Source organism: Streptomyces sp. NPDC007896, from assembly GCF_042959425.1.
In the GTDB taxonomy this organism is placed as follows: Bacteria; Actinomycetota; Actinomycetes; order Streptomycetales; family Streptomycetaceae; genus Streptomyces.
In genome coordinates this window covers 29,736-49,511 of the sequence record NZ_JBIBKX010000034.1, presented here as the reverse complement: position 1 = coordinate 49,511, position 19,776 = coordinate 29,736, and the positions used below count along the sequence as shown (strand labels likewise).

The window sequence follows — 19,776 nt, the reverse complement described above, 5'->3', positions numbered from 1 at the left end:
CGAGCCCACTCTTCATCCGAAAGGTCCCCCCGCCCCATGTCTCAGGGAACGAGCTTCTGGGCACGGCGTCACACGACCCATCGGACACCCCCTAGCCGTCACGGCCGTTGGCCCGCCTGCGACCAGAACCGGGGGCCAGGTGGGCGCCAGCAGTTACCGATGCCGCCCGCTACTTCCCTTCGTCGACGCCGGGACCGATCGTGAGGTTCATGGTGTCAAGCATCGTCGTTCAGTACACCGATCTCCTACGGACCAGCGAGTACGACCTCTGGCGCAGGTTGCGAGAGCTGTTGAAGGGCCAGGAGCTCGACCCAGACCGGACGGTTGTCGTCGATCTCCTGCAAGAGGGCCCAGACCACGAGGACGGGCAGGTCATCTCCGCCGACGGCAGGGTCTTCAAGTTCAGCCTCTTCTACGACCAGGCATCCGAGGACGGTGCCCAGAGCGCGGTGCTTCACGGCTGGACCGATATCACTGACCGCTGGCGGACCGGATCACGGGCTGCTCTCACTGCGGGCGCCTTCGCATGGATGGCCCAGCTCGAAGGGCGAGGTTGATCTACGGCGCGAGCGGAGAGGTTGGCCCCCGCTGTGTGTCCAACTGCGTGACAACGTCGACGAACAGCGGCGGACGAGCGCGGACGCCCATGGACGACAGCCAAGTGGCCTGCGGCCAACAGCCTTTGTCGACCTTGGAGGCTCTGTGGTCCATGCTGCTCTCACCGAACCGGATCGGCTGCGGTCGACGCAGGAAGTCTTGTCGCGTCCCGGCCCGGTGCCGGCGGCGGCCGGGGTCTACGGGTGGTACTTCGAACAGGCTCCATTCGCAGACCTCGCTGCCGGGCGCCTGCTCTACGTCGGAATAGCCCCGCGACACATGGCGAACCGGACCAGTACACAGAACCTGCGCAAGCGCGCGCGATATCACTATCGGGGCAATGCGGACGGATCGACGCTCCGCCTCACCCTCGCCATCATCGGCTATTGGTTCGGCCAAGGGCAGCAGAACTAGTTTCGTCCTCCGGAACCGGATGTCGCACGAAAGGCCCTGAGAGACGCTCACTAAAGCGCCTTGCAGAAGGCCGTGATGACGCAGCCGGAACCGAGTTGTTGGCATGTGCACTAAAGCGGCGAGCGGTTGTGCATGCGGGCAGACCATGTCCTTCCGGTCGTTCAGGTGATCCGTCGCCATGACGGTGTGGCGGATGGACACGAGTGGAAGATCAGGCGGGTGAGCAGTCAACCACCGCCCGGGCCGCCTCCTGGCCCCCTGTACGGAGTGCCGACGCCAAGCCTGCCGCCTCGGCGCCGTCGGTGGCGCGCTGTTCCGGTGTTCATCGTCGTTGCCGTCGCCGTGGGTGCGCTTACGGTCGTGCTGGCGATTGCTCTGTTCGGCGGGAAGGGAAAACACCTGCCACGCGTTGGGTCGTCCCTCTTGGCTCGCGATCTGGCAAGCCGTGTCACGCTGACTCCATCTGATTGGGGTCCTGGTTTTGCGGAGGACAACCCTTACGAAGATCAGGATATGAACGAAGGGGTAGCTGATCATAATTGCAAATATGTGCGCGAGCCGACCGTTGGCGCGCTTGCGGTGTTGGCGCGCAATGTCAAATCGACGGATGAGGTGGTATACGACTCCTCGACCTTCACCGTCTATCAGGGGGCGATCTTCGCTCAGTCCGACATGGTCCGCACCCGCGAGGACGCGCAACGGTGCAAAACGGAACGCGATGCCGAAACTAAAGTGCGATGGGAGGACGTCCACACCGTGGACATGCCGACACCGAAAGGCTTTGATGATGTGGTGGCGGAAGAGGGTCGTCAGGTTACCGACGAGAAGGGCCGGAAGGTAGACGTTTACTACACTTTTCTCGTGGGGCGCAAAGATGCGTTCGTAATGCAGTCGTACGTCTCGCGCTACGGCACGCAGGTGGGGAATCGTAGCGACGCGGTCAACGCTCTCTCGCTCATGTTGAGCCGTCTCTACAGCGCCCCGGCAGAAGGGTGAGCGCCCGAGAACCATCGGTGACCTACCGGCCGAGAGTTCGGGACGAAGAGGTCGTGCCGGAGCCGTGCCAGATCGTGCGGGGAACCACGGGGAACACCGGGGAACCAGTCGGCCCGCCCACCAAGCGCTGTCTTCACTCCGCCGCAAGTCAGTAGAGCTCCCGCCGCTAGATCACCTCAGCTTCCCAAGCTGAGGTCGCGGCACTGCAGCCGTCGCTCAGGGCCTCAACCGCCGGCAGCTGGTCAAGCTAGGCACCGGGCCATCCGATGGTCACATCGATGGCACGAGCGCCCCAACCCGGGTTATCCACCGCCACACGGACGTTCCACGTTCCTCGGTCCCCGACCAGGCGCACGAATCGGGTGAGTCCTTCAACATCGCCCACGGCCAAGCGACCGTCCGGCAGGAGGAGTTGGCCGTCGAACACAGTCGCAAACATCGGATTGGCACCTGAGGGGCCGTTGGCCTCCCGGAAGACCCGCACTCGGATGAGATCCGTCTGAGGCCGGACGCGGACTGCAACATGGGTGTCGCAACTCGCGGCGTCTGCGTCTCCCAGATCGAGGGAGACCGGAACCCAGTCCGTCGCGCCCAGGTGCAACACCGGGTGATTCACGTACACCTCAACGCCTGCGATCTGCACCCAACGCCCCCACTCACCGAAGTCGACGGCCACACCAGAACCTAGCTACTCAGTTGGCCCCGAGCCAGCGCGAGGGGACGTGATCGAGCTGTTGCTGACATCACCAGCTGACATCAACGACCCTGAACGGTGGCACGCAACGACGACTATGGCCGGAATCCCAGAGCGGTGCTTCTGGGGCCATAACGCAGAGTGATCGAACTCCTAAAGCGGGTGTCGCAGGTTCGAATCCTGCCGGGGGTACAGCGGATTACGCCGCTGACCTGGTGTTTATCCGATAGGGAGGCGTTCTGTTCGGCCTCGGACTCCTCGTCCGGGGCCGTGTGCGTGAGCGATGCGTGAGCGGTGCGTGAGCCGACGGGCCGCTGGGCCCCGGTATTTCCCGTGACGGATCAGCACCATCCACCACGGTCTCTCCCGCCTCGCCGGAACGGATGTCCGCCTCGGGGAGCCGGCTTGTGTAGGTGTCCGAGGTGATGGTGATCGAGGAGTGGCCGAGCATCTCCTGGATGTCCGTCAGGTCGGCGCCGCGTGAGCGAGGGTCACGGCACCGTGGCGGAGGTCGTGGGCGAACCGGGAAGCGCTGTTCCTGTGCAAGGAGCAGCGCCCGCTCGTTCCACTCATCGGCGGCCGCGTAGTCGGTGGGTTCACGGGCGACTTCGGCACCGGCACGGACCGCCCAGGATGGGGCGCTTCGTGGGCTCCTCGTACGATGCCCTGACTGCGGCGCACGCCAGGTGCGTCGAGGGGGAGGGGGATCCAGCTCATGGTGAACAGACATGGCCTGCACGGCGGTTGGAGAACGGGAGCGCTTCTGATCGCCGTCGTCATGGGCGCTCCGCTGCTGTCGGCCACGCCCGCGGCGGCCGTGCACGGGGCGGTGCCCGGCGACTTCAACGGCGACGGGTACCGCGACGCCGTGCTGCCCGCGCCGGGGGCGAACGTGGCCGGCAAGCGGGGAGCCGGTGCCGTGGTCGTGCTCTACGGATCGAAGTCGGGGCTGTCGACGTCCCGACGGGCGACCATCACGCAGAACACCGCGGGAGTGCCGGGTACGGCCGAGCCGGACGACGGCTTCGGCGGCGCCACCGCGACGGCGGACCTGAACCGGGACGGCTATGCGGACCTGGTGGTCTCCGCCCCGTACGAGGACACCGCGCAGGGCGAGGACGCCGGCACGGTGACGGTCCTGTGGGGCAGCAAGAAGGGGCTGACATCCGGCACCGACCTGCCGGCGACCACACCCGGCAGGTACTACGGCCTCGACGTCGCGGCGCTCAGCACCGGCCCCGGTGCGAAGACTGAGGTGCTCGTCGCCGGGTACGAGGGGGCGATGCGCTTCACGGGGCCCTTCAGCCGCCGCGGCACCTACGGCCAGGCCGTGGAAAACCGGGACACCGCTTCCGTGGGAAGCGTCGCGCTGGGCGATTTCGGCCACGACGGCTTCCCGGACGAGGTGGCCGTCACCGTCCGGCTGAGCGGGCTGAGCGGCGGCGAGGTGTATGTCGACCCTGTCTACGGCGGCGCACAGCAGTTGGGCAACGGCCTGATCGCGGCCACCGGGGACATCAACGGCGACGGATACGCCGATCTCGTGGTCGGAGACCCGGACGAACCGGACAACGCCGGAGCCGACGGGGCGCCCGGCGGCCGGGTGCTCCTCTGGTACGGCTCGGCGCACGGCATCGCGCGGGACGTGAAACCGGTGCAGCTGACCCAGAACACCACCGGTGTTCCTGGTGCCAGCGAGAAGGAGGACAACTTCGGCGGCGCCCTCGCGGTGGCCGACCTGAATCGTGACGGGCTGGCGGACATCGTGGTCGGCTCGCCGCTGGAGGACACGGGCAAGAGGAACGCCGGGCAGGTGACGGTCATCCCCGGCCGCCGCACCGGAGCCCTGGGCGGCGGCGCCTACGCCTTCACCCAGGACACCGCCGGCATCCCCGGAGCAGGCGGGACCGAGGACGCATTCGGCACGACCGTGGCCGTCGGCGACATCAACAAGGACGGCAAACCGGAACTCTTCATCAGCGCCGCGGAGAAGAACAACGCCACCGGCGCCGTCTGGGTCCTCCCGGGCGGCACCAACGGCCCCACCAGCAAGGGCAGCAGCGTGATCACCGCCCCGTCCGTCGGCTTCCCGCAGAAGGACAGCACCCTCCTCGGTGGCAACGGACTCCTCGGAGTCATCTGAACGGGACGAGTCGGCCACCCGCCCCTTGCGCACTGGCCCGCACCGCGTGTCCTTGCGGTGCCGTGCCGGAGGTCCGCGCCTCCGGGCTGGTCGCGCCGGAGTCCCGTGCCCTCCAGGCGGTCCGTCCGCAGGCTGGGTCCCGCCTGCGGTCGGAGAACGGGTACTGAGCTTGTCCTACCTTCCAAGCGCGGGTCTGAGCTGGTCATTCGTAAGATCGGCGGACCCAGGGGTTCTGGGCATGGCTGTGAGCTTGTCGCCGTTGGATGGCTCAGAGAACTTGGCCACCCGGAGCCCCGCGACGACTCGACCGCTCATGGGGATACGCGACTCGATCGCTGTGTAGGACAACGTTGGCGAGGTCGTCTGCGGGATCGATGTGACGACGAGCTGCGGGAGGAAGCCGATCGCGTCCGGGCCGAACTGGCCGTGGCCGAGCGGGAATGGCAGGAGTGGGCCATCGCCCGCTCGCGGGTCGGTGAGGTGCTGGCCCCGGCGGGCGAGACCGAAGCTCACGTCCTGACCGAGCGGTCGATGCCGTCCGCGGGACAGGCTGAGGAGAGATCGGCAGTGCCGAAAGCTACCAAGCCCAAGTCGCAGGTGCCCATGTGGCGTGAGGGGTCGGCCTGGTCGGTGCTGTCGGTGGACTACCAGCGCGTCCTGGAGGCGCTCATGGACCGGCACCGGCTCGGCCAAGGACCCCTGATCTGCCAGGAGATGGCCGCCTTGTTCGGCCTGGACGCGGTGCCGGCCAAGGTGGAGGCACTGCGGTCGAAGGCGAAACGGCTGGTCGCGGGCGGCTGGCTGGCCGAACCTCAGTCGGGCCGGTTCACTCTCGCCGCGGGCGCGGCCGGGCCGGGCGGCGGGTCAGGAGCAGGAGCATCGACCAGTAGATCATCGCTTCGGCGCTGGTGGTGCGGCGCTCGTAGTCGCGGGCCAGGCGGCGGGTGCGCATCAGGTGGGCGCGGCCGGACCACGGCCCATTCCGCGTCCGTCATGTCCGAGGGATACCGCCAGTGCGCCCGGTTGAACTCCACCGGCGCGAGCGCGTACAACTGCGGCAACAGCGTCTCCTGAGTCTCGGTTGGCTTCGCAACCCCGAGCTGCCAAGAGGCCCTGTTCTCACGCTCTGGCCAGCTGCGATCACCCGATCAAGATCCCGTTCGACGCACACCCCTCAAGATCGGAACGACAACAGCTACTGAACTCGAACAGCGCATCCGCCCGCTGTAGAACTCGAAGATGCGACAGCGCGCCCAAGGCTTCGCCAGTGACTGTTCTAAGGCGCAACCGAAAGGAGCGCCACGGGCGCTGTCCAGCAGCCGGGGCTCGTCGCGGACGGCGGGTCCCCGCCCAGGACCGCTATGGGCGATCCAGGGCCGAGACCCGCGTGTCCGTGCGCTGCCCGGGGCGTCGTCAGACCGTCGGGACTACGCCGGTGTTCCGTACCTCGGACAGCGCCTTCTTGATGCTGACCTTCGCGAAGTAGCCGGAGCCGAAGAGGATGCACTGGATGACGTACCAGAACTTCTCGGCACCGGTCATCTCGACCAGCCCGTACTCGCTCAGCGCCTTCTTCACCGGGACCTTCTGGAAGTAGGCGGCGCCGAAGTAGACGCAGCCCAGGACGTACCAAAACTTCTCCCAGGAGGTGTTGGTGCCCTGACCGAGGTACTGCCGTTCTGCCATGACGTTCTCTGCCTTCTGATGACCGTGTGGAGCCGGGGGAACGCGCCGATCCGGACCCTTGCGAGCAGCCTCGGGACAGCCGTCAGGCATAGGCGCCGACGTCTGCTGGCATGCTCGAGCACGAGATGAGATGGCGTGTGTGATGCGCACTTGGTCACGGTGCCAGTCGTCATGACGGCTGGCCGTCCCCCCCGGGACGCGCAAGCTGCAGTGTAGAGGCAACAGACGTCGATCTTTCCCTCTGAGGGGCGAACTCGGTACAACTGTTCGGTCTCGGCGCCTGTGCGACTCCAGGGAGGACCACGCCCCATCCGCCGCGTCGGCGAACGCGTCTGGGCCGCGCTCTCCCAGCAGAAGCCGCGTCCTCCCGAGGGCGGCGTGTGGCACGGTGGGCCATAGGACTGGAACAACGCCGCATAGCGCCCACCGGCCTCCCTCCACGCAGTCGGATGCCACATCTGTCCGGTTCCCGGCTCCTCTCTCAAAATGGAAGCAACGGAAGCGGACGACGGAGCACGTCGGCACACAGGCCGGTCGCCACGCCCCCGGCATGCTGCCGGGGCGCGCGTCCTTTCGCGCTTCGCCGGGTATCTCCCAAGTAGTCACATCAGCGGACTGGAGCCCGTCGCGACGTTCTGCGGGAACCGCGACTGCGGCTGCTCCCGGCTCTTCGTCGACGGGAGCGCCCTGGCCGACCGCCGGATCGTCCTCACCGACGACTTCGGCCGGCGCCTCCAGATGAACACCGACCAGTTCTCCTCACTGATCGACGAAGCCAAGTCGGGGAAGCTGGGCGGCATCGCCCCGCCCTGACCCCGCTGTCAGCAGCCCCCTGCCAGAACGGATTCAGCACACATGAGCACGGGAGACACCGCGAACACCTGAGAACCACGGCGGGGTATTGCCCCGAGCCAGACACCACAAGGTTGGCGTTTCCACAGGTCACAGCCCGGCCCAGAGAAAGCTCCTCAAGCGGGTGTCGCAGGTTCGAATCCTGCCGGGGGCACAGCAGGAAGGGGCGACTCAGGAGGGGTTTCCTCCCGAGTCGGCCCCCTCAGTCCAAGCCTCCCCCGCCCTCGCGGATCGCAGCCCCCAGCCGACCAGCGATCGCACGGTCACGGTCGCCCGTCATGTACTGACGGATCTGCGCTGTGAACTGCTGCGACTCAGCGGACTTCGGGACTTTGTTGCGTGATTGCTCAGGATCGCCCCTCCTGTCCCTCACGCTGACGTGACGGAAGAGGTGAAGCCGCGGAGCCTGTCCCGAACAGTCACCTGGCGGTTGCCGGGTCGGTGACTCTGAGGGTGACCGGTCCGCCGGGCATCGGCTGGCTGCCGCTGCCGGGCAGGCCGTAGCTCACGGTCTTGTAGCCCTGGTCCTGGAGCGTGAAACCGATGGTGTACGTGCCGGGTGCGGTGCCCTGCGGCAGCGTGAAGTACTCGTCCAACGGACCTGAGAAGGTGGTGGACACACCACCGGACTGAATCGAGTCGGCGTGCCCGGAGGCGTCGACCAGATACAGGTCGAGGCCGTTCACCCCGGCGGTGGAGGCGGACAGGTCGATCGTCAGCTTGATCCATGTCTGGGTGTCGTTGGCCGCGACCGTACCCGGGGTGACTGTGACCGCGTCCACCGTGGGCAACACGGTGTCAGGGATGTTGGTCAGTGTCGCATCAATGTCCGGGGCGCCCAGCGATGAACCGTAGACGGCCTGGTCGCCGTGACCGTCGGTGATGATCAAACCGGTGAGCTGGCAGCTGAACTGACCCCGCAGCCCGCGTACCGGCACGGTGACCGTACCGTCCGCCTGCACGGTCGGAGTGGTGGACAGCTGCTGGCACTGGGTGGCGTTGTTTCCCCAGTTCGTCAGCTGTACGGAGCTGACCCCGCCCACGGCGCCAGAAGCCCGCAGGGAGAGCTGTACGGTCGGGACGGGCGAGTGCCAGCTGTCGATTTGGCTCGGGGTGAACGCGAAGCCGGTCGCCGACAGCACGCTGTCAGAGGTCACGTGCACCGGGGCTTCGGACAGCCCGGTGTAGGCGTGAGTGACTCCGGCATTGCTGGTCAGGTCCACCTCGGTGACCTTCCCATCGCCCTCCGGCAAGCCGGCCGGCAGCGACACGGTCACGGCGCAGTCGAGTACCTGCCGCTGCATCCAGTCGATGTTGCCGCAGCCCTGGTAGCCCTCGCTCGCGTCCCGGACGATGGCGAACGATCCGCGGGCCGTGCGGCCGCCCGAACCGGTGACCACAACCGTTCCGCCGTACACGCCGGACTTGTTCTCCTGGCTGTCGAGCTGGTATCGCAGCGCGGCACCTTGGCCGGGGGCTTCGTAGACGGTGGCCTGCATACCCTGCGCCAGGGCGATCTGGTCGAGGCTCGGGTAGCCCTGGTCCACGGTGGTCCGGGCGGTGAAGGAGCGTGGGAACGTTGACAGTTGGGGCGCGGTCCAGTCGATCTTGTCGCCAGCGCCGTCACCACCCTGGATCTCCGAGACCGCCCAGGTCGTCTTCCTGGATACCGACCCGGCCGCCACGTTGCACATGACTCCGATCGCCGAAGATCAGCGCACGCCGAACATGCGGCTGGAAGCGGTCATGGCCATGAGTCGATCACCGCCATGGCGTCCAGGTCGTTCGTGCCGTGGCGCGCTCCACCTGGACGCCATGAACCACGCCCGCTCCACAGACGTGCGGGTCGACGGCGGACGGGATGGAAGTGGTTCGGTTCCTCCTTCTCAGCGCAGTTGCTCGGCCAGTCCGACGATGATGCCCTCCGGGCCGCGGAGGTAGCAGAGCAGATAGCTGTCCTCGAACCGGGCGATCTCGCCGACGAGTTCGGCGCCATGAGGGCGCAGGCGGGCAACGGTGTCCTCGATGTCGTCGACGGCGAACATGACGCGGTGCGTGCCCAGAATGTTGTGCGGCCGGTTGCGCGGCCCGGCGCTGATCACCGCGGGGCTGCGGTACTTCGCCAGCTCGAGCCGGCTGTGACCGTCCGGGGTCCGGACCATCGCGATGTCACAGCGGACGCCGTCGAGTCCGGTGCACTGGTCGGCGACGAGGCCCTCGACCTCCGCCCTGCCCTCCAGCTCCATACCGAGTTCCACGAAGAACGCGATGGCGGCATCCATGTCCTCGACGACGATGCCGACGTTGTCCATCCGCTGAATCGCCATGCTGGTTTCTCCCTCTTCCTCCTGCGGCCGGTGGTGGCCGCTGATGTCCCTGGGACGGAGCCGGTGGCACGTTCTCGACATCCCCAGACCGCCGGACTCCGAAAAATCTGGATCGCGCCTCAGATGAGATTCATCCGGATGTACCAACCCACCGCCAGCACGATGGGAATGGCTCCCACACAGGCCCACACCGTGGTTGCTGCGCTGCGCGAGGTATGGATCAGAGCAAGCATGCTCAGCCAGATACCCGGCAGGAGCGGCCGTAGCCAGTGGACGTTGGCGCCCCCCTGCCGAATACGTGTCGAAGGCGCCGATCTATCGCGCTCGGCGTCCGTGGAGCACCAGACATGCCGTACGCCGAATACGCCCGATCCCACGGCTCGAAATCCGCTGCACGGCAAGCGGCGGCCGAGCCGGCTCCCGACGATCAACATGGTGATCCCGCACCGCCGTGCACCAGGCCAGGCCGAACTCCCGGCCTGGAAAGAGGAGCACAACCGCTCACACCGCAAGGTCCGTGCCCGCGTCGAGCACACCTTCGCCCGCATGAAGAGCTGGAAGATCCTCCGCGACTGCCCACTGAAGGGCCGCATTCAGCACACATGAAGCCGGGAATCCCCGTGCAGGCAACACCGAGGCGTAGGTGTCGGCGGTCAGCCTTACGTCGCGCAGCGGAAGAACCTGTTGACGGAGGCCGTCCGGCTGGCTGCCTTCATGCTCCTCGGCGTCCATGGCCTGGGTGAGCTTGCCGGGGCCGAAGCGGAACTTCGAGGAATCGTGGAAGGAGAGGCGGGACAGTTCGACGGGCGTCGGGCCGAAGGTGTCGGCAACCGGATGGCTGGGGACGTCGATGCCGACCGCCTTGACCCGGGTCACGCTGCTGATCCGGTCGCTGCCCGGTGCTGCCGGTTCCACGGCGATCCGGCCGCCGATGAAGTCGCCGGCACCGCGAGCACGCCGACCAGGGGGCCGCGCGCCCGATCTCCTGGCGTTGTCAGGCGTGTTGGGGCAGTACGGTGTCGGGCTGGTCACCGAAACCGGCGTCGCGTGCGCGCAGTACGGCGGCGGCCCGGTCGTGCACCTCCAGTTTGGCGAAGATGCGGGAGACGTAGTTGCGTACGGTCTTCTCTGCGAGGAAGAGGCGCCGGGCGATCTGACGGTTGTTCATGCCGTCCGCGAGCAGTTCCAGTATCTCTGTCTCCCTGCTGGTCAGTTGGGAGAACTCGGGCGGCTCGGGAAGTCTTTGCATGGTGGCGAAGAACCTGCTGAAGCGAGCCGCGATCGTCGGGCTGAACGCGGCGCCCCCGCGGGCCACGATGTGCAGGGACTGGAACAGTTCCTCCGGGGACGCGATCCGCGCGAGATAGCCGTTCACGCCGAGGCGGAGGGCGGAGACGATCACGTCGTCGTAGTCGTTCTGCGACACCACGACGATCTGTGGGCGTGACTTCTCCTGGCGGTACAGGGAGACGATCCAGGCAACGTTCCTGCAGATGGCGCGTTTTGACGGTGGTTCAGCGATGAGTACGACGTCGGGCCGGATCGGGTTGTTCTCCAGACATCGAAGGCCGTGGGACTCGTCGACCGCTGTGCCGATGAGGTTGACGCTGTCGTCCTGTTCGACGATCGCCTCGAGTCCGGCCAGGGACACCGGGTCCTCACTGAGGATGAACAGGTTGATCCGCATAGCTTTGCACCCCCGTGGTAAGCGTTGAACGCCTGCAAAGACGGTGACAGCCTAAGCAGACGAAACGGACGGACCGCACCGACTTAGGCGGTCATGGTCCTGTTCCGGCCGCGTTGGACGTCCGGCTGATCAGGCGCATAGGTTCGGGACATGGGAGATGTCTCGCGCCGAAGCCTGATCCTCCTCGACGGGGCGGCGGCCCTCGGGTTCGCCCTGCTTCCGCAACTGACGCTGGTACGGCCCGACAGCGGCGGTGCGCCCGGTGGGCTCGCCGTGTCGCTGCTCTCGTTCGCCACCGCGCTGCCGCTCGCCGTACGGCGGCTGTGGCCCGTCCCGGTGTTCGCGATCGTCCTCGTCGCGTCCTGCGTGGCGCTGGCCGCCGGTCTCGGCCCTGCCGTCTTCCTCGCCGCCGCCTACGCCCTGTACCTGGTCGCGACGACACGGCGACAGCAGCTGGGGCGGTCGGCGGTGATCGTCGGCGGGGCGAGCACGGCGGGCGCGGCCCTGCTGACGGTGACGGGCGGGCAGCACTACACAGGCGGCACCCTGGCGGTGCAACTGCTGTTCGGGCTCTTGGTGCTGGGGGCGACGTGGGCCGCGGGGACGGCCGTACGGGAGCGACGCGAGAGCCTGCGGCGGACCATCGTGCAGGCGGCCGAGCAGGCCAAGGTCGAAGAACGCATGAGGATCGCCCGGGACATCCACGACGTCGTCACCCACAGCGTGGGCCTGATCGCGATCAAGGCCGGGGTCGCCAACCACGTCATCGCCACCCACCCCGAGGAGGCCAGAGAGGCCCTCACCGTCATCGAGGACATCAGCCGCAGGGCGCTGCGCGACATGCGGGCCACCCTCAGGGTGCTGCGCCGAGAACACGTCGACCAGCAGCAGGACCTCCAGCCGGTCCCCGGACTGTCGGACCTGCCTTCCCTGGTCCATACGGCCGAGGCGGCGGGCGTCAGTGTCGACCTGCGCTCCGACTGCGCCGAGGAACCGCCCGACGGGGTCGCGCTGACCGCGTTCCGGATCGTCCAGGAGGCGCTGACCAACGTCGTCAAACACGCTGCCCCGACCCGCTGCCTGGTCAGCGTCACCGCGCAGGACGGCGTGCTGACGATCGGCGTCACCGACGACGGCCCCGGACCCGGGCACCGGCCGACCGTGCCCGGCGGCGACATGGGGCTCGTCGGGATGAGGGAACGGGCCGTCGCGCACGGCGGGACCCTCACGGCGGGCCCCCGCCCCGGCACGGGCTTCCGCATCCTCGCAACACTGCCGTACTAGTGCCACGCCAACCGCCATACATCCCGCCCACCGCATATGGCTGAAACGGTCTCATACTCCGGTATGGGTCCGGTCCGCGAAACCGGCCCGCACCGTCCCGACCCCGGTCCGATGTGTGGTGCGGCCGGCGCGGCCAGACTCGTCGCGTGATTGACGTCCAGAACCTGACCAAGCGGTACGGGCCGGCCACCGTCGTGGACGGCCTGACCTTCACGGTGCGGCCCGGAGCCGTCACCGGCTTCCTCGGCCCCAACGGCGCCGGGAAGTCGACCACCCTACGGATGATGCTGGGCCTGACCCGCCCCGACGCCGGAACCGCGCGGATCGACGGGAACGCCTACGGCGACCTGGCCTACCCCCTCCGCCACATCGGCGCCCTGCTGGAGACCTCGGCCCCGCACCGCGGCCTGACCGCGCGCGACCATCTGCGCTGGCTCGCCCAGAGCAACCGGTTCGCCCGCGGCCGGGTCGCCGAGGTCCTGGAGGCGGTCGGGCTCACGGACGCGGCCCGGCGCCGGACCGGCACCTTCTCCCTCGGCATGGGCCAGCGGCTGGGCCTGGCCGCCGCGCTCCTCGGCGACCCGCCCGTGCTGGTGCTCGACGAACCGGTCAACGGCCTGGACACCGAGGGCATCCGCTGGCTGCGCGACCTGCTGCGCTCGATGGCCGCCGAGGGCCGTACCGTCCTCATCTCCAGCCATGTGATGAGCGAGATGGCCCTGGTCGCCGATCACCTGGTCGTCATCAGCCGGGGCCGGCTCCTCGCGGACACCGGGATGTCGGACTTCATCGAGCGCCACGGACGGTCGTACGTCCGGGTCCGCACCGCCGAACCCGACCGGCTCGGCAGGGAGTTGGAAGGTCGCGGCGCCACCGTGAGCCGCGTCCCCGGCGGCGGCCTGGACGTCGTGGGCATGGCGGCCGCGGACGTCAGCCGGATCGCCGCGGCGGGCGGCTTCCCGCTCGACGAACTCGCCACCCACGCCGGGTCGTTGGAGGAGACCTTCCTCGACGTCATCGGAGAAGGCCGCCACGCCCTGGGTGAGGAAGGCAGGAACACCCATGTCTGAGACCCTCGCGGCCGTCCGCGCCGAGACCACCAAGCTGCGCGGCATTCGCGGCACCCAGATCTCGTTGCTGCTGTTCGCCGCGGTCAGCGTCCTCATCGCCGCCCTCGACGGCTGGTCCGCGAAGAACGCGCTGGAGTCCGACAACCCGAGCCTGCGTTCCGACTTCACCCCGGAGCAGGCCGGTCTCGACGGCATCCTCTACGGCCAGTTGGCGCTGATCGTGTTCGGCGTGCTCGTCGTCACCAGCGAGTACACGTCCGGCATGATCCGTGTCTCCCTGCTCGCCGTACCCCGGCGCGGACGGCTCTACGCGGCGAAGACGGTCGTCACCGCCCTGGCGGCAGTGGTCGTCTCCGTCCCCGTCACCGTCCTCGGCTATCTTGCCACGCAGGCGGCCCTCGGGTCCCACGGTTCCTCGCTCGGTGCGAGCGGTGTCCCGCGCGCCCTGGCCGGGGCGGTCGTCTATCTGACCCTGATGTGCCTGTTCGCGGCCGGTATCGCGGCGATCGCCCGCAACGCCGTCGTACCGCTGGCCGTTCTGCTGCCTATGGTGCTCGCCGGGACACACATCCTGTCCCTCATCGGGGCGACCAAGGAGATGGCCCGGTACTTCCCCGACCAGGCGGGAAACGAACTGCTCACCGTCCGCTCCCCGCACACGGCCTTCGGCTTCACGGTGCTGCTCGCCTGGACCGTCGCCGCCCTCGGATGGGGCTGGGTGCGCCAGCACCGTTGGGACAGCTGACAGGACGGGCGTGGGACAACTGCCCCATGCCGGTGGGACATTCCGCCCCGTAACTTCCGTGGCAGATCACAGGCCGAACAAGGTCGGCCTGACCGATCCGATACGGGAGGACACCCATGTCCGCGATCTACGAACCCCCCATGCTCCAGGAAGTCGGCGACTTCGAGGAGCTCACGAAGTGCCTCGGCGTCGGAAGCTGCAACGACTTCGCCGGCTGCGGCTACGCGATCGTCTGCTTCTGGTGATCACGTCCGGTGCCGGTGCGTTCACACGCACCGGCACCACCCGGGGCAACGAGGAGACGGGGAACGAGACGACATGGAATTCGTGGTTCTTCCGGACTGCCCGGCCGGTGCCGCGGCGGCCGGCCGGCTGCCGGCAACGCGGCGCGTCGACCACGCGTCGGGGCGGCCCTGGATCGTCGGCGACTGGCCCGAGGCCGAGGCCGTCGTCGTCGAGGCGGGCCCACGGCGGATGGTCGTACTGGGCCACACCCGGCTCGACGAGACCGCCGCGACGGCCGCACTCGGCCGGCTGCGCTCGCTGCACGACGTGGACGCGATCGCGTCCCGGCTGCCGGGCGCCGTCCACCTGGCGGTGTCACTGGACGGCAGGACCAGGGTGCAGGGTTCGGCCGTCGGCGTACGACAGATCTTCACGGCCGTCGTCGACGGGGTGACCGTCGCCGCGAGCGGGGTGGAATCCCTGCTGCGGCTGACCGGCGCCGGCCTCGACGAGACCGTGCTCGCCGCCCGCCTGCTGGCGCCGGGCGGACCCCCCTGGCCGCTCGCCCAACGCCCCCTACGCCGGGGCGTCGAGGCGCTCACCACCGGCCACTGGCTGGAACTGGACCCGGACGGCCGGGCCCGGCAGATCCGCTGGTGGGAACTCCCGGAGCCGTCGCTCACGCTCACGGAGGGAGCGGCCGCCGTCCGTACGGCGCTGGACGACGCGATCACCACCCGGGTCGCCGCGGGCGGCACCCTCAGCGCCGACCTGTCCGGCGGCCTGGACTCCACCTCACTGTGCTTCCTCGCCCACGCGGCCGGGGCCGACCTGGTCACGTACCACGTGATGCCGATCGACAGCGCCAACGCGGACACGATGTGGGCCCACCGGGCCGCGGAGTGCCTGCCGACGGCCCGGCACCACACGCTGTCCGCCGACCGCGCCGAGAACCTGTTCGACATCGGCTACACCGCCGACCTCGTGGGCGCGGCCCCGGAAGGTCCCTCGACCTGGGCCTCCGGACTCGCCCACATCCAGGACCTGGCCAAGCGGGCCACGGCGGAGGGCGCCACGCTGCACCTGACCGGCTTCGGCGGTGACGAGCTGTTCGGCCGGATGCCCGCCTGCGCCTGGTCCCTGGCCCGGGCCACACCGGTCGGCGGGCTGCGGCTGGTCAACCGCTACCGGCTGGCCAATCGCTGGCCGTGGCGGGCGACCGTACGCTCGCTGCTCGACCGGTCGACGTTCGCGCGCAACCTCGGCCGGGTCGCCGCCCGCATCGACGCCCCGCCCCCGCCCGTCGACGAGCCCGACTTCGGCTGGGTGTTCGCGCCCCGCATGCCGGCCTGGGCGACCCCCGACGCCGTGGCCGCGGTCCGTGCCCTGCTCAACGACGCCGCCACCGAGGGGCCCGGCCCCCTGGACACCGACCGGGCCCGGCACCAGGCGCTCGCCTCACTCGTCTTCGAGGGAACCACCGTCCGCCAGGTCAACACCGCCCTCGGGGACACCGGCATCACCTGGGACGCGCCCTTCCTCGACGACCGGGTGGTGGAGGCGGCCCTGGCCACACGGATCGACCAGCGCCTGCTCGGCGGGCGGTTCAAGCCGCTGCTCACCTCGGCCGCACAGGGTCTCGTCCCCGCGGACATCCTGGGCCGCCGCGACAAGGGCGAGTTCAGCGCGGAGGCGTTCCGGGGCCTGGCCCGCAACCGGGCCCGGATCCTGGAGCTGTGCGAGGACTCCCAGCTCGCCCGGCTCGGCCTCATCGACCCGGCGGCCTTCCGGTCCGCGGTGTTGAACCCGGGGCCGATGTCCCATCACCTTCAGCCGATCGACACCACCGTGGCCTGCGAGAGCTGGCTGCGGACCCACCCGGAGACACACCCCCTGCCACCCGCCCGGAACACGCCTACGGGAGACCTCCGATGAAGCTGACCCTCGCCCGCGACGTCACCCTCACCGTCGTCGACACCGGCGCCGTCCTGCTCGACGGGCGCCGCGGCCGCTACTGGCAGCTGAACCACTCCGGCGCGGGCGTCCTGCGTCAACTCCTCGACGGAAACGCGCCCGACGCGGCCGCCGCCGGCCTGTGCGCCGCGGCCCCGGTCAGCGACGACCAGGCTCGGCAGGACGTCCAGGCCCTCATCGACGCGCTCAGCGCGGCCAAGCTCGTGGAGGTGGCCTCGTGACCACCCCCGCCGTGGCCGAACAGGCCCCGCGGCTGCCCTGGTACCGGCAGCTCGCCCCCCGGTGCGCCGCCGGGGCGGCACGTCTGCTGGTCCGGTTGCCGCCGGCCCGACTGCACCGCGTGCTGGGCGTGGTCAGCACGGGGTCCCGCCCCGCCGGATACGCCGAGGTGGCGCGGGCCCGCCGGTCCGTCGTCTCGGTCAGCACCCGCTGCGCGGGACTCGGTTGCCTCCAGCGTTCCGTGGCCACCGTCCTGCTGTGCCGGGCACGCGGCAGGTGGGCCGACTGGTGCACGGGGTTCAGAACCGAACCGTTCGGCGCGCACGCCTGGGTGGAGGCCGACGGGCGGCCGGTGGACGAACCCGGCGAACTCAGCGTGTTCCGCACGGTCCTGGCGGTTCGTCGCCCGGACGAGCGCACGCGCCCTTCCGACAAGGACCCGCACCCCACCGACGGCAGCCCCCGCCCCTCCGAAGGAAGCCGCTCATGACAGCGATCCGGGCCGAGGGCCTCTACGCGTACTACGGCACCACACCGGCCGTGAACGGGCTCGACCTGACCGTGCCCACGGGCAGCGTCTACGGCTTCCTCGGGCCGAACGGCGCGGGCAAGACCACCACCATCAACATGCTGACCACCCTGCTGCGGCCCACCGCGGGCCGCGCGGAGGTGGCCGGCTTCGACGTCGCCGCCCGGCCCGCCGAGGTCCGCCGCCGTATCGGCATCGTGTTCCAGGAGTCGACCCTCGACCTGGACCTCACCGCCGCCGAGAACCTCCGCTTCCAGGCCGACCTGTGCGGTCTGTCCCGCCGCGCGTCCCGCGACGCGATCGCCTCGATGCTCGACCTGATGGACCTTTCCGAGCGCCGCAGGGTGCCGGTAAGGCAGTTCTCCACCGGACTGCGCCGCCGCCTGGAGATCGCCCGCGGCCTGCTCGCCGAGCCCAGCGTGCTGTTCCTCGACGAGCCGACGACCGGACTGGACGCCCAGACCCGCGCCGCCGTCTGGGAGCACCTGGAACGGCTGCGGCGGGAGCGGGGCATCACGGTCTTCGTCACCACCCATCAACTGGACGAGGCCGAGCACTGCGACCGGATCGCGATCATCGACCGGGGCAAGGTGGTCACGGAGGGCACACCCGCGGACCTCAAGTCCGTCATCGGGGCCGACCTCGTCGTCCTGCGCACCGAGGACGACCAGCGCGCCGCCCACGCCCTCAGCGACCGATTCGGCCTCCCGTCGGAGCCCACTGCGGACGGTCTGCTGCTCCGGGTCGAGCGCGCGGCGGCCCTGGTGCCCCGCCTGTGCACCGAACTCGGCGTGACCGTACGCGAGGTCGCCATCGCCCCGCCCACGCTCGACGACGTCTTCCTGCACCACACCGGTCTCGCCATCCGGGAGAGCACGACCGGCCCACGCATGCTCGGCAACCTCGGGGAAGGACTGCGATGAGCCGGACCGCCACCGCACCCGCCGCACTCGGCGACGTCACCGCCGCACCGCCACCGACCGACCGGTCCCGCAACCCGGCCCGCCCTGTCCTGCTGCTCTGGCGGCGGGAGATGACGCGGCTGCGGCACAACCCCGTGCGCCTGGCCATGGGACTGGTGACCCCCCTGCTGTTCCTCGTCGTCCTCGGTACCGGCCTCGACGCGGCGTCGTCCAGCCTCGGCAAGGCCCAACTGAACGACTACCGCGCCTACTTGTTCCCCGGCACGCTGGTCATGTCCGTGCAGGCGCCGGCGATCGCGGTGGGCATCTCGCTGGTGTGGGACCGCAGGCTGGGGGTGCTGCGCCAGATGCTCGTGGCGCCGTTCCCACGCGCGTCCATCGTGTTCGGACTGGCCCTCGGCGGCGCCACCACGGGCGCGGTCTACGGCCTCATGGTGCTGTCCGTCGGCGGGATCGCGAGCATCCGCTACACGCCGATGCTGCTGGTCGTCCTGCTCGAACTCCTGCTGGTCTCCCTCATGTTCACCTCGCTCGGGCTGCTCGCCGCCGTCACCATCCGGCAGGTCGACACCTTCCAGGTCGTGGTGAACCTGAGCCTGATGCCGCTGATGTTCTTCTCCGGCGCGATGTTTCCGCCGGGCGGCCTGCCCGGCTGGCTCGCCACCGTCGTCAAGCTCAACCCGCTGACGTACGGCGTCGACGCGGTCCGCCGGACCCTGCCAGGACCGAGCGTGCTCACCTCGGAGCAGACCCGGCTGATGCTCGGCGACTGGCACCCATCCGTGGCCGCCGAACTCGGTTTCCTGGCCGCCCTCACCGCGGTCGCGCTGGGCCTCTCGGGCTATCGGTTCTCCCGTACGTCATGAGCCGGGAAGGACAGGGCACGGTGGACGCGAGCACGGCGGATGTCACGACGACGGCGAACACCCGGGCCACGAACGGGTACTGGGCGGGCGCGGCACGGCTCGCGGCCCGGCTGCTCCTGGCGGCGGTCCTGGCCTACGCCGGCCTGGTGAAGATAGGGGACCTCACGGAGGCCGGACGGACGGTCGCGCTCTACCGCATCGTGCCCGACGACTCGGCGCAACTCGTGGGTGGCGTCCTGCCGTTCGTCGAGGTGGCGCTCGCGCTGCTGCTCGTGGCCGGGCTGGCCACCAGGGCGGCGGCGGCGGCCGCGGCCGTACTGCTGGTCGCGTATGCGGCGGCCATCGCCTCGGTGTGGGCACGGGGAATGTCCATCGACTGCGGCTGTTTCGGCGGTGGAGGCACGCTCAGTGGTGGCGCCGCACGCGGCTACGCGCTCGACATCGCGCGCGACCTGTTGCTGCTCGGCGCGGCCGCCCTCCTGATCCGGAATCCGCGCACCCGATACGCGCTGGACAGCTGGGTCCTGGACCCGAAGGAGTGAGGG

19 protein-coding genes and 3 pseudogenes are annotated in these 19,776 nt (G+C 69.3%); 17 read left to right on the top strand and 5 right to left on the bottom strand.

The window, feature by feature from the left end; all coding sequences use genetic code 11:
• Window positions 1-209 precede the first annotated feature (209 nt).
• The 5 genes and pseudogenes from ACFZDJ_RS53090 to ACFZDJ_RS53070 all read left to right on the top strand — a co-directional run.
• On the top strand, window positions 210-557 hold the full coding sequence (locus ACFZDJ_RS53090) for a hypothetical protein (protein ID WP_391070345.1): 348 nt from the start codon (window positions 210-212) through the stop codon (window positions 555-557).
• Window positions 558-702: 145 nt separating this feature from the next.
• Entirely contained in the window at window positions 703-1,011 is a 309-nt protein-coding gene (locus ACFZDJ_RS53085; RefSeq protein WP_391070343.1) for a GIY-YIG nuclease family protein, read from the top strand.
• A gap of 318 nt (window positions 1,012-1,329) precedes the next feature.
• Window positions 1,330-2,007 (top strand): hypothetical protein, encoded by a 678-nt coding sequence (locus tag ACFZDJ_RS53080; RefSeq protein ID WP_390930350.1) that lies wholly within the window; start codon window positions 1,330-1,332, stop codon window positions 2,005-2,007.
• A gap of 1,409 nt (window positions 2,008-3,416) precedes the next feature.
• Window positions 3,417-4,844, top strand: a complete 1,428-nt coding sequence (locus ACFZDJ_RS53075; protein WP_391070341.1) for a VCBS repeat-containing protein — start codon at window positions 3,417-3,419, stop codon at window positions 4,842-4,844.
• Between the two features lie 363 nt (window positions 4,845-5,207).
• Window positions 5,208-5,711: pseudogene (locus ACFZDJ_RS53070) on the top strand (hypothetical protein); the annotation flags it as partial.
• On the opposite strand, the pseudogene ACFZDJ_RS53065 reads toward ACFZDJ_RS53070, so the two are convergent.
• Both ACFZDJ_RS53065 and ACFZDJ_RS53060 read right to left on the bottom strand, forming a co-directional pair.
• Window positions 5,671-5,799, bottom strand: a pseudogene (locus ACFZDJ_RS53065) (IS5/IS1182 family transposase); the annotation flags it as partial. The pseudogenes ACFZDJ_RS53070 and ACFZDJ_RS53065 overlap by 41 nt on opposite strands.
• 458 nt (window positions 5,800-6,257) lie before the next feature.
• Window positions 6,258-6,530, bottom strand: coding sequence for a hypothetical protein (locus tag ACFZDJ_RS53060; protein ID WP_168503954.1), 273 nt, complete (start codon window positions 6,528-6,530; stop codon window positions 6,258-6,260).
• 606 nt (window positions 6,531-7,136) lie between these two features.
• Here ACFZDJ_RS53060 and ACFZDJ_RS53055 point away from each other — a divergent pair.
• A complete protein-coding gene (locus ACFZDJ_RS53055; RefSeq protein ID WP_391070347.1) occupies window positions 7,137-7,343 on the top strand; it encodes a hypothetical protein in 207 nt (68 codons plus the stop codon).
• A gap of 458 nt (window positions 7,344-7,801) precedes the next feature.
• Here ACFZDJ_RS53055 and ACFZDJ_RS53050 read toward each other — a convergent pair whose 3' ends face one another.
• Together ACFZDJ_RS53050 and ACFZDJ_RS53045 are read right to left on the bottom strand one after the other, a co-directional pair.
• Window positions 7,802-9,076 carry a hypothetical protein gene (locus ACFZDJ_RS53050; RefSeq protein WP_391070339.1) on the bottom strand — a complete coding sequence of 425 codons (1,275 nt, stop codon included), beginning with the start codon at window positions 9,074-9,076 and terminating at the stop codon, window positions 7,802-7,804.
• A gap of 192 nt (window positions 9,077-9,268) precedes the next feature.
• The gene (locus ACFZDJ_RS53045) at window positions 9,269-9,709 is read right to left on the bottom strand and encodes a VOC family protein (RefSeq protein WP_078644858.1); all 441 of its coding nucleotides are present in this window, start codon (window positions 9,707-9,709) and stop codon (window positions 9,269-9,271) included.
• Window positions 9,710-10,129: 420 nt separating this feature from the next.
• Between ACFZDJ_RS53045 and ACFZDJ_RS53040 the strand changes: the two are divergent.
• A pseudogene (locus ACFZDJ_RS53040) lies at window positions 10,130-10,315 on the top strand (transposase family protein); the annotation flags it as partial.
• A 388-nt stretch (window positions 10,316-10,703) separates the two neighbouring features.
• Here the strand turns inward: ACFZDJ_RS53040 and ACFZDJ_RS53035 are convergent.
• Window positions 10,704-11,396, bottom strand: coding sequence for a LuxR C-terminal-related transcriptional regulator (locus ACFZDJ_RS53035; RefSeq protein WP_390930360.1), 693 nt, complete (start codon window positions 11,394-11,396; stop codon window positions 10,704-10,706).
• A 150-nt stretch (window positions 11,397-11,546) separates the two neighbouring features.
• On the opposite strand from ACFZDJ_RS53035, the gene ACFZDJ_RS53030 reads away from it, so the two are divergent.
• The 10 genes from ACFZDJ_RS53030 (at window position 11,547) to ACFZDJ_RS52985 (ending at window position 19,773) form a co-directional block, all read left to right on the top strand.
• The gene (locus tag ACFZDJ_RS53030) at window positions 11,547-12,680 is read left to right on the top strand and encodes a histidine kinase (RefSeq protein ID WP_391070337.1); all 1,134 of its coding nucleotides are present in this window, start codon (window positions 11,547-11,549) and stop codon (window positions 12,678-12,680) included.
• Window positions 12,681-12,826: 146 nt separating this feature from the next.
• Window positions 12,827-13,750: an ATP-binding cassette domain-containing protein gene (locus ACFZDJ_RS53025; RefSeq protein ID WP_391070335.1), complete on the top strand. Its 924-nt coding sequence runs from the start codon at window positions 12,827-12,829 to the stop codon at window positions 13,748-13,750.
• Entirely contained in the window at window positions 13,743-14,495 is a 753-nt protein-coding gene (locus tag ACFZDJ_RS53020; protein ID WP_391070333.1) for an ABC transporter permease, read from the top strand. Before ACFZDJ_RS53025 ends, ACFZDJ_RS53020 begins: the two co-directional genes overlap by 8 nt.
• A gap of 116 nt (window positions 14,496-14,611) precedes the next feature.
• Window positions 14,612-14,740, top strand: a complete 129-nt coding sequence (locus tag ACFZDJ_RS53015; RefSeq protein ID WP_103079660.1) for an aborycin family tricyclic lasso peptide — start codon at window positions 14,612-14,614, stop codon at window positions 14,738-14,740.
• A gap of 73 nt (window positions 14,741-14,813) precedes the next feature.
• A complete protein-coding gene (locus ACFZDJ_RS53010) occupies window positions 14,814-16,655 on the top strand; it encodes a lasso peptide isopeptide bond-forming cyclase (protein WP_391070331.1) in 1,842 nt (613 codons plus the stop codon).
• Window positions 16,652-16,915: a lasso peptide biosynthesis PqqD family chaperone gene (locus ACFZDJ_RS53005; RefSeq protein WP_168509214.1), complete on the top strand. Its 264-nt coding sequence runs from the start codon at window positions 16,652-16,654 to the stop codon at window positions 16,913-16,915. The genes ACFZDJ_RS53010 and ACFZDJ_RS53005 overlap by 4 nt, the downstream gene beginning before the upstream one ends.
• On the top strand, window positions 16,912-17,403 hold the full coding sequence (locus tag ACFZDJ_RS53000) for a lasso peptide biosynthesis B2 protein (protein WP_390930369.1): 492 nt from the start codon (window positions 16,912-16,914) through the stop codon (window positions 17,401-17,403). The genes ACFZDJ_RS53005 and ACFZDJ_RS53000 overlap by 4 nt, the downstream gene beginning before the upstream one ends.
• Window positions 17,400-18,365: an ATP-binding cassette domain-containing protein gene (locus ACFZDJ_RS52995; RefSeq protein ID WP_391070329.1), complete on the top strand. Its 966-nt coding sequence runs from the start codon at window positions 17,400-17,402 to the stop codon at window positions 18,363-18,365. Before ACFZDJ_RS53000 ends, ACFZDJ_RS52995 begins: the two co-directional genes overlap by 4 nt.
• Window positions 18,362-19,231, top strand: a complete 870-nt coding sequence (locus ACFZDJ_RS52990; RefSeq protein WP_391070327.1) for an ABC transporter permease — start codon at window positions 18,362-18,364, stop codon at window positions 19,229-19,231. Before ACFZDJ_RS52995 ends, ACFZDJ_RS52990 begins: the two co-directional genes overlap by 4 nt.
• Complete coding sequence (locus ACFZDJ_RS52985; RefSeq protein ID WP_391070325.1) at window positions 19,228-19,773, top strand: MauE/DoxX family redox-associated membrane protein; 546 nt, start codon at window positions 19,228-19,230, stop codon at window positions 19,771-19,773. Before ACFZDJ_RS52990 ends, ACFZDJ_RS52985 begins: the two co-directional genes overlap by 4 nt.
• Window positions 19,774-19,776 lie beyond the last annotated feature (3 nt).

Excerpts from the sequence above, each read along its gene's own strand:
- ACFZDJ_RS53010 (WP_391070331.1), top strand. The coding sequence starts at position 14,814 with ATGGAATTCGTGGTTCTTCCGGACTGCCCGGCCGGTGCCGCGGCGGCC.
- ACFZDJ_RS53060 (WP_168503954.1), bottom strand. The coding sequence starts at position 6,530 with ATGGCAGAACGGCAGTACCTCGGTCAGGGCACCAACACCTCCTGGGAG.
- ACFZDJ_RS53090 (WP_391070345.1), top strand. The coding sequence starts at position 210 with ATGGTGTCAAGCATCGTCGTTCAGTACACCGATCTCCTACGGACCAGC.
- ACFZDJ_RS53005 (WP_168509214.1), top strand. The coding sequence starts at position 16,652 with ATGAAGCTGACCCTCGCCCGCGACGTCACCCTCACCGTCGTCGACACC.
- ACFZDJ_RS53020 (WP_391070333.1), top strand. The coding sequence starts at position 13,743 with ATGTCTGAGACCCTCGCGGCCGTCCGCGCCGAGACCACCAAGCTGCGC.
- ACFZDJ_RS52990 (WP_391070327.1), top strand. The coding sequence starts at position 18,362 with ATGAGCCGGACCGCCACCGCACCCGCCGCACTCGGCGACGTCACCGCC.
- ACFZDJ_RS53035 (WP_390930360.1), bottom strand. The coding sequence starts at position 11,396 with ATGCGGATCAACCTGTTCATCCTCAGTGAGGACCCGGTGTCCCTGGCC.
- ACFZDJ_RS53075 (WP_391070341.1), top strand. The coding sequence starts at position 3,417 with ATGGTGAACAGACATGGCCTGCACGGCGGTTGGAGAACGGGAGCGCTT.
- ACFZDJ_RS52985 (WP_391070325.1), top strand. The coding sequence starts at position 19,228 with ATGAGCCGGGAAGGACAGGGCACGGTGGACGCGAGCACGGCGGATGTC.
- ACFZDJ_RS53045 (WP_078644858.1), bottom strand. The coding sequence starts at position 9,709 with ATGGCGATTCAGCGGATGGACAACGTCGGCATCGTCGTCGAGGACATG.
- ACFZDJ_RS53050 (WP_391070339.1), bottom strand. The coding sequence starts at position 9,076 with ATGTGCAACGTGGCGGCCGGGTCGGTATCCAGGAAGACGACCTGGGCG.
- ACFZDJ_RS52995 (WP_391070329.1), top strand. The coding sequence starts at position 17,400 with ATGACAGCGATCCGGGCCGAGGGCCTCTACGCGTACTACGGCACCACA.
- ACFZDJ_RS53015 (WP_103079660.1), top strand. The coding sequence starts at position 14,612 with ATGTCCGCGATCTACGAACCCCCCATGCTCCAGGAAGTCGGCGACTTC.
- ACFZDJ_RS53030 (WP_391070337.1), top strand. The coding sequence starts at position 11,547 with ATGGGAGATGTCTCGCGCCGAAGCCTGATCCTCCTCGACGGGGCGGCG.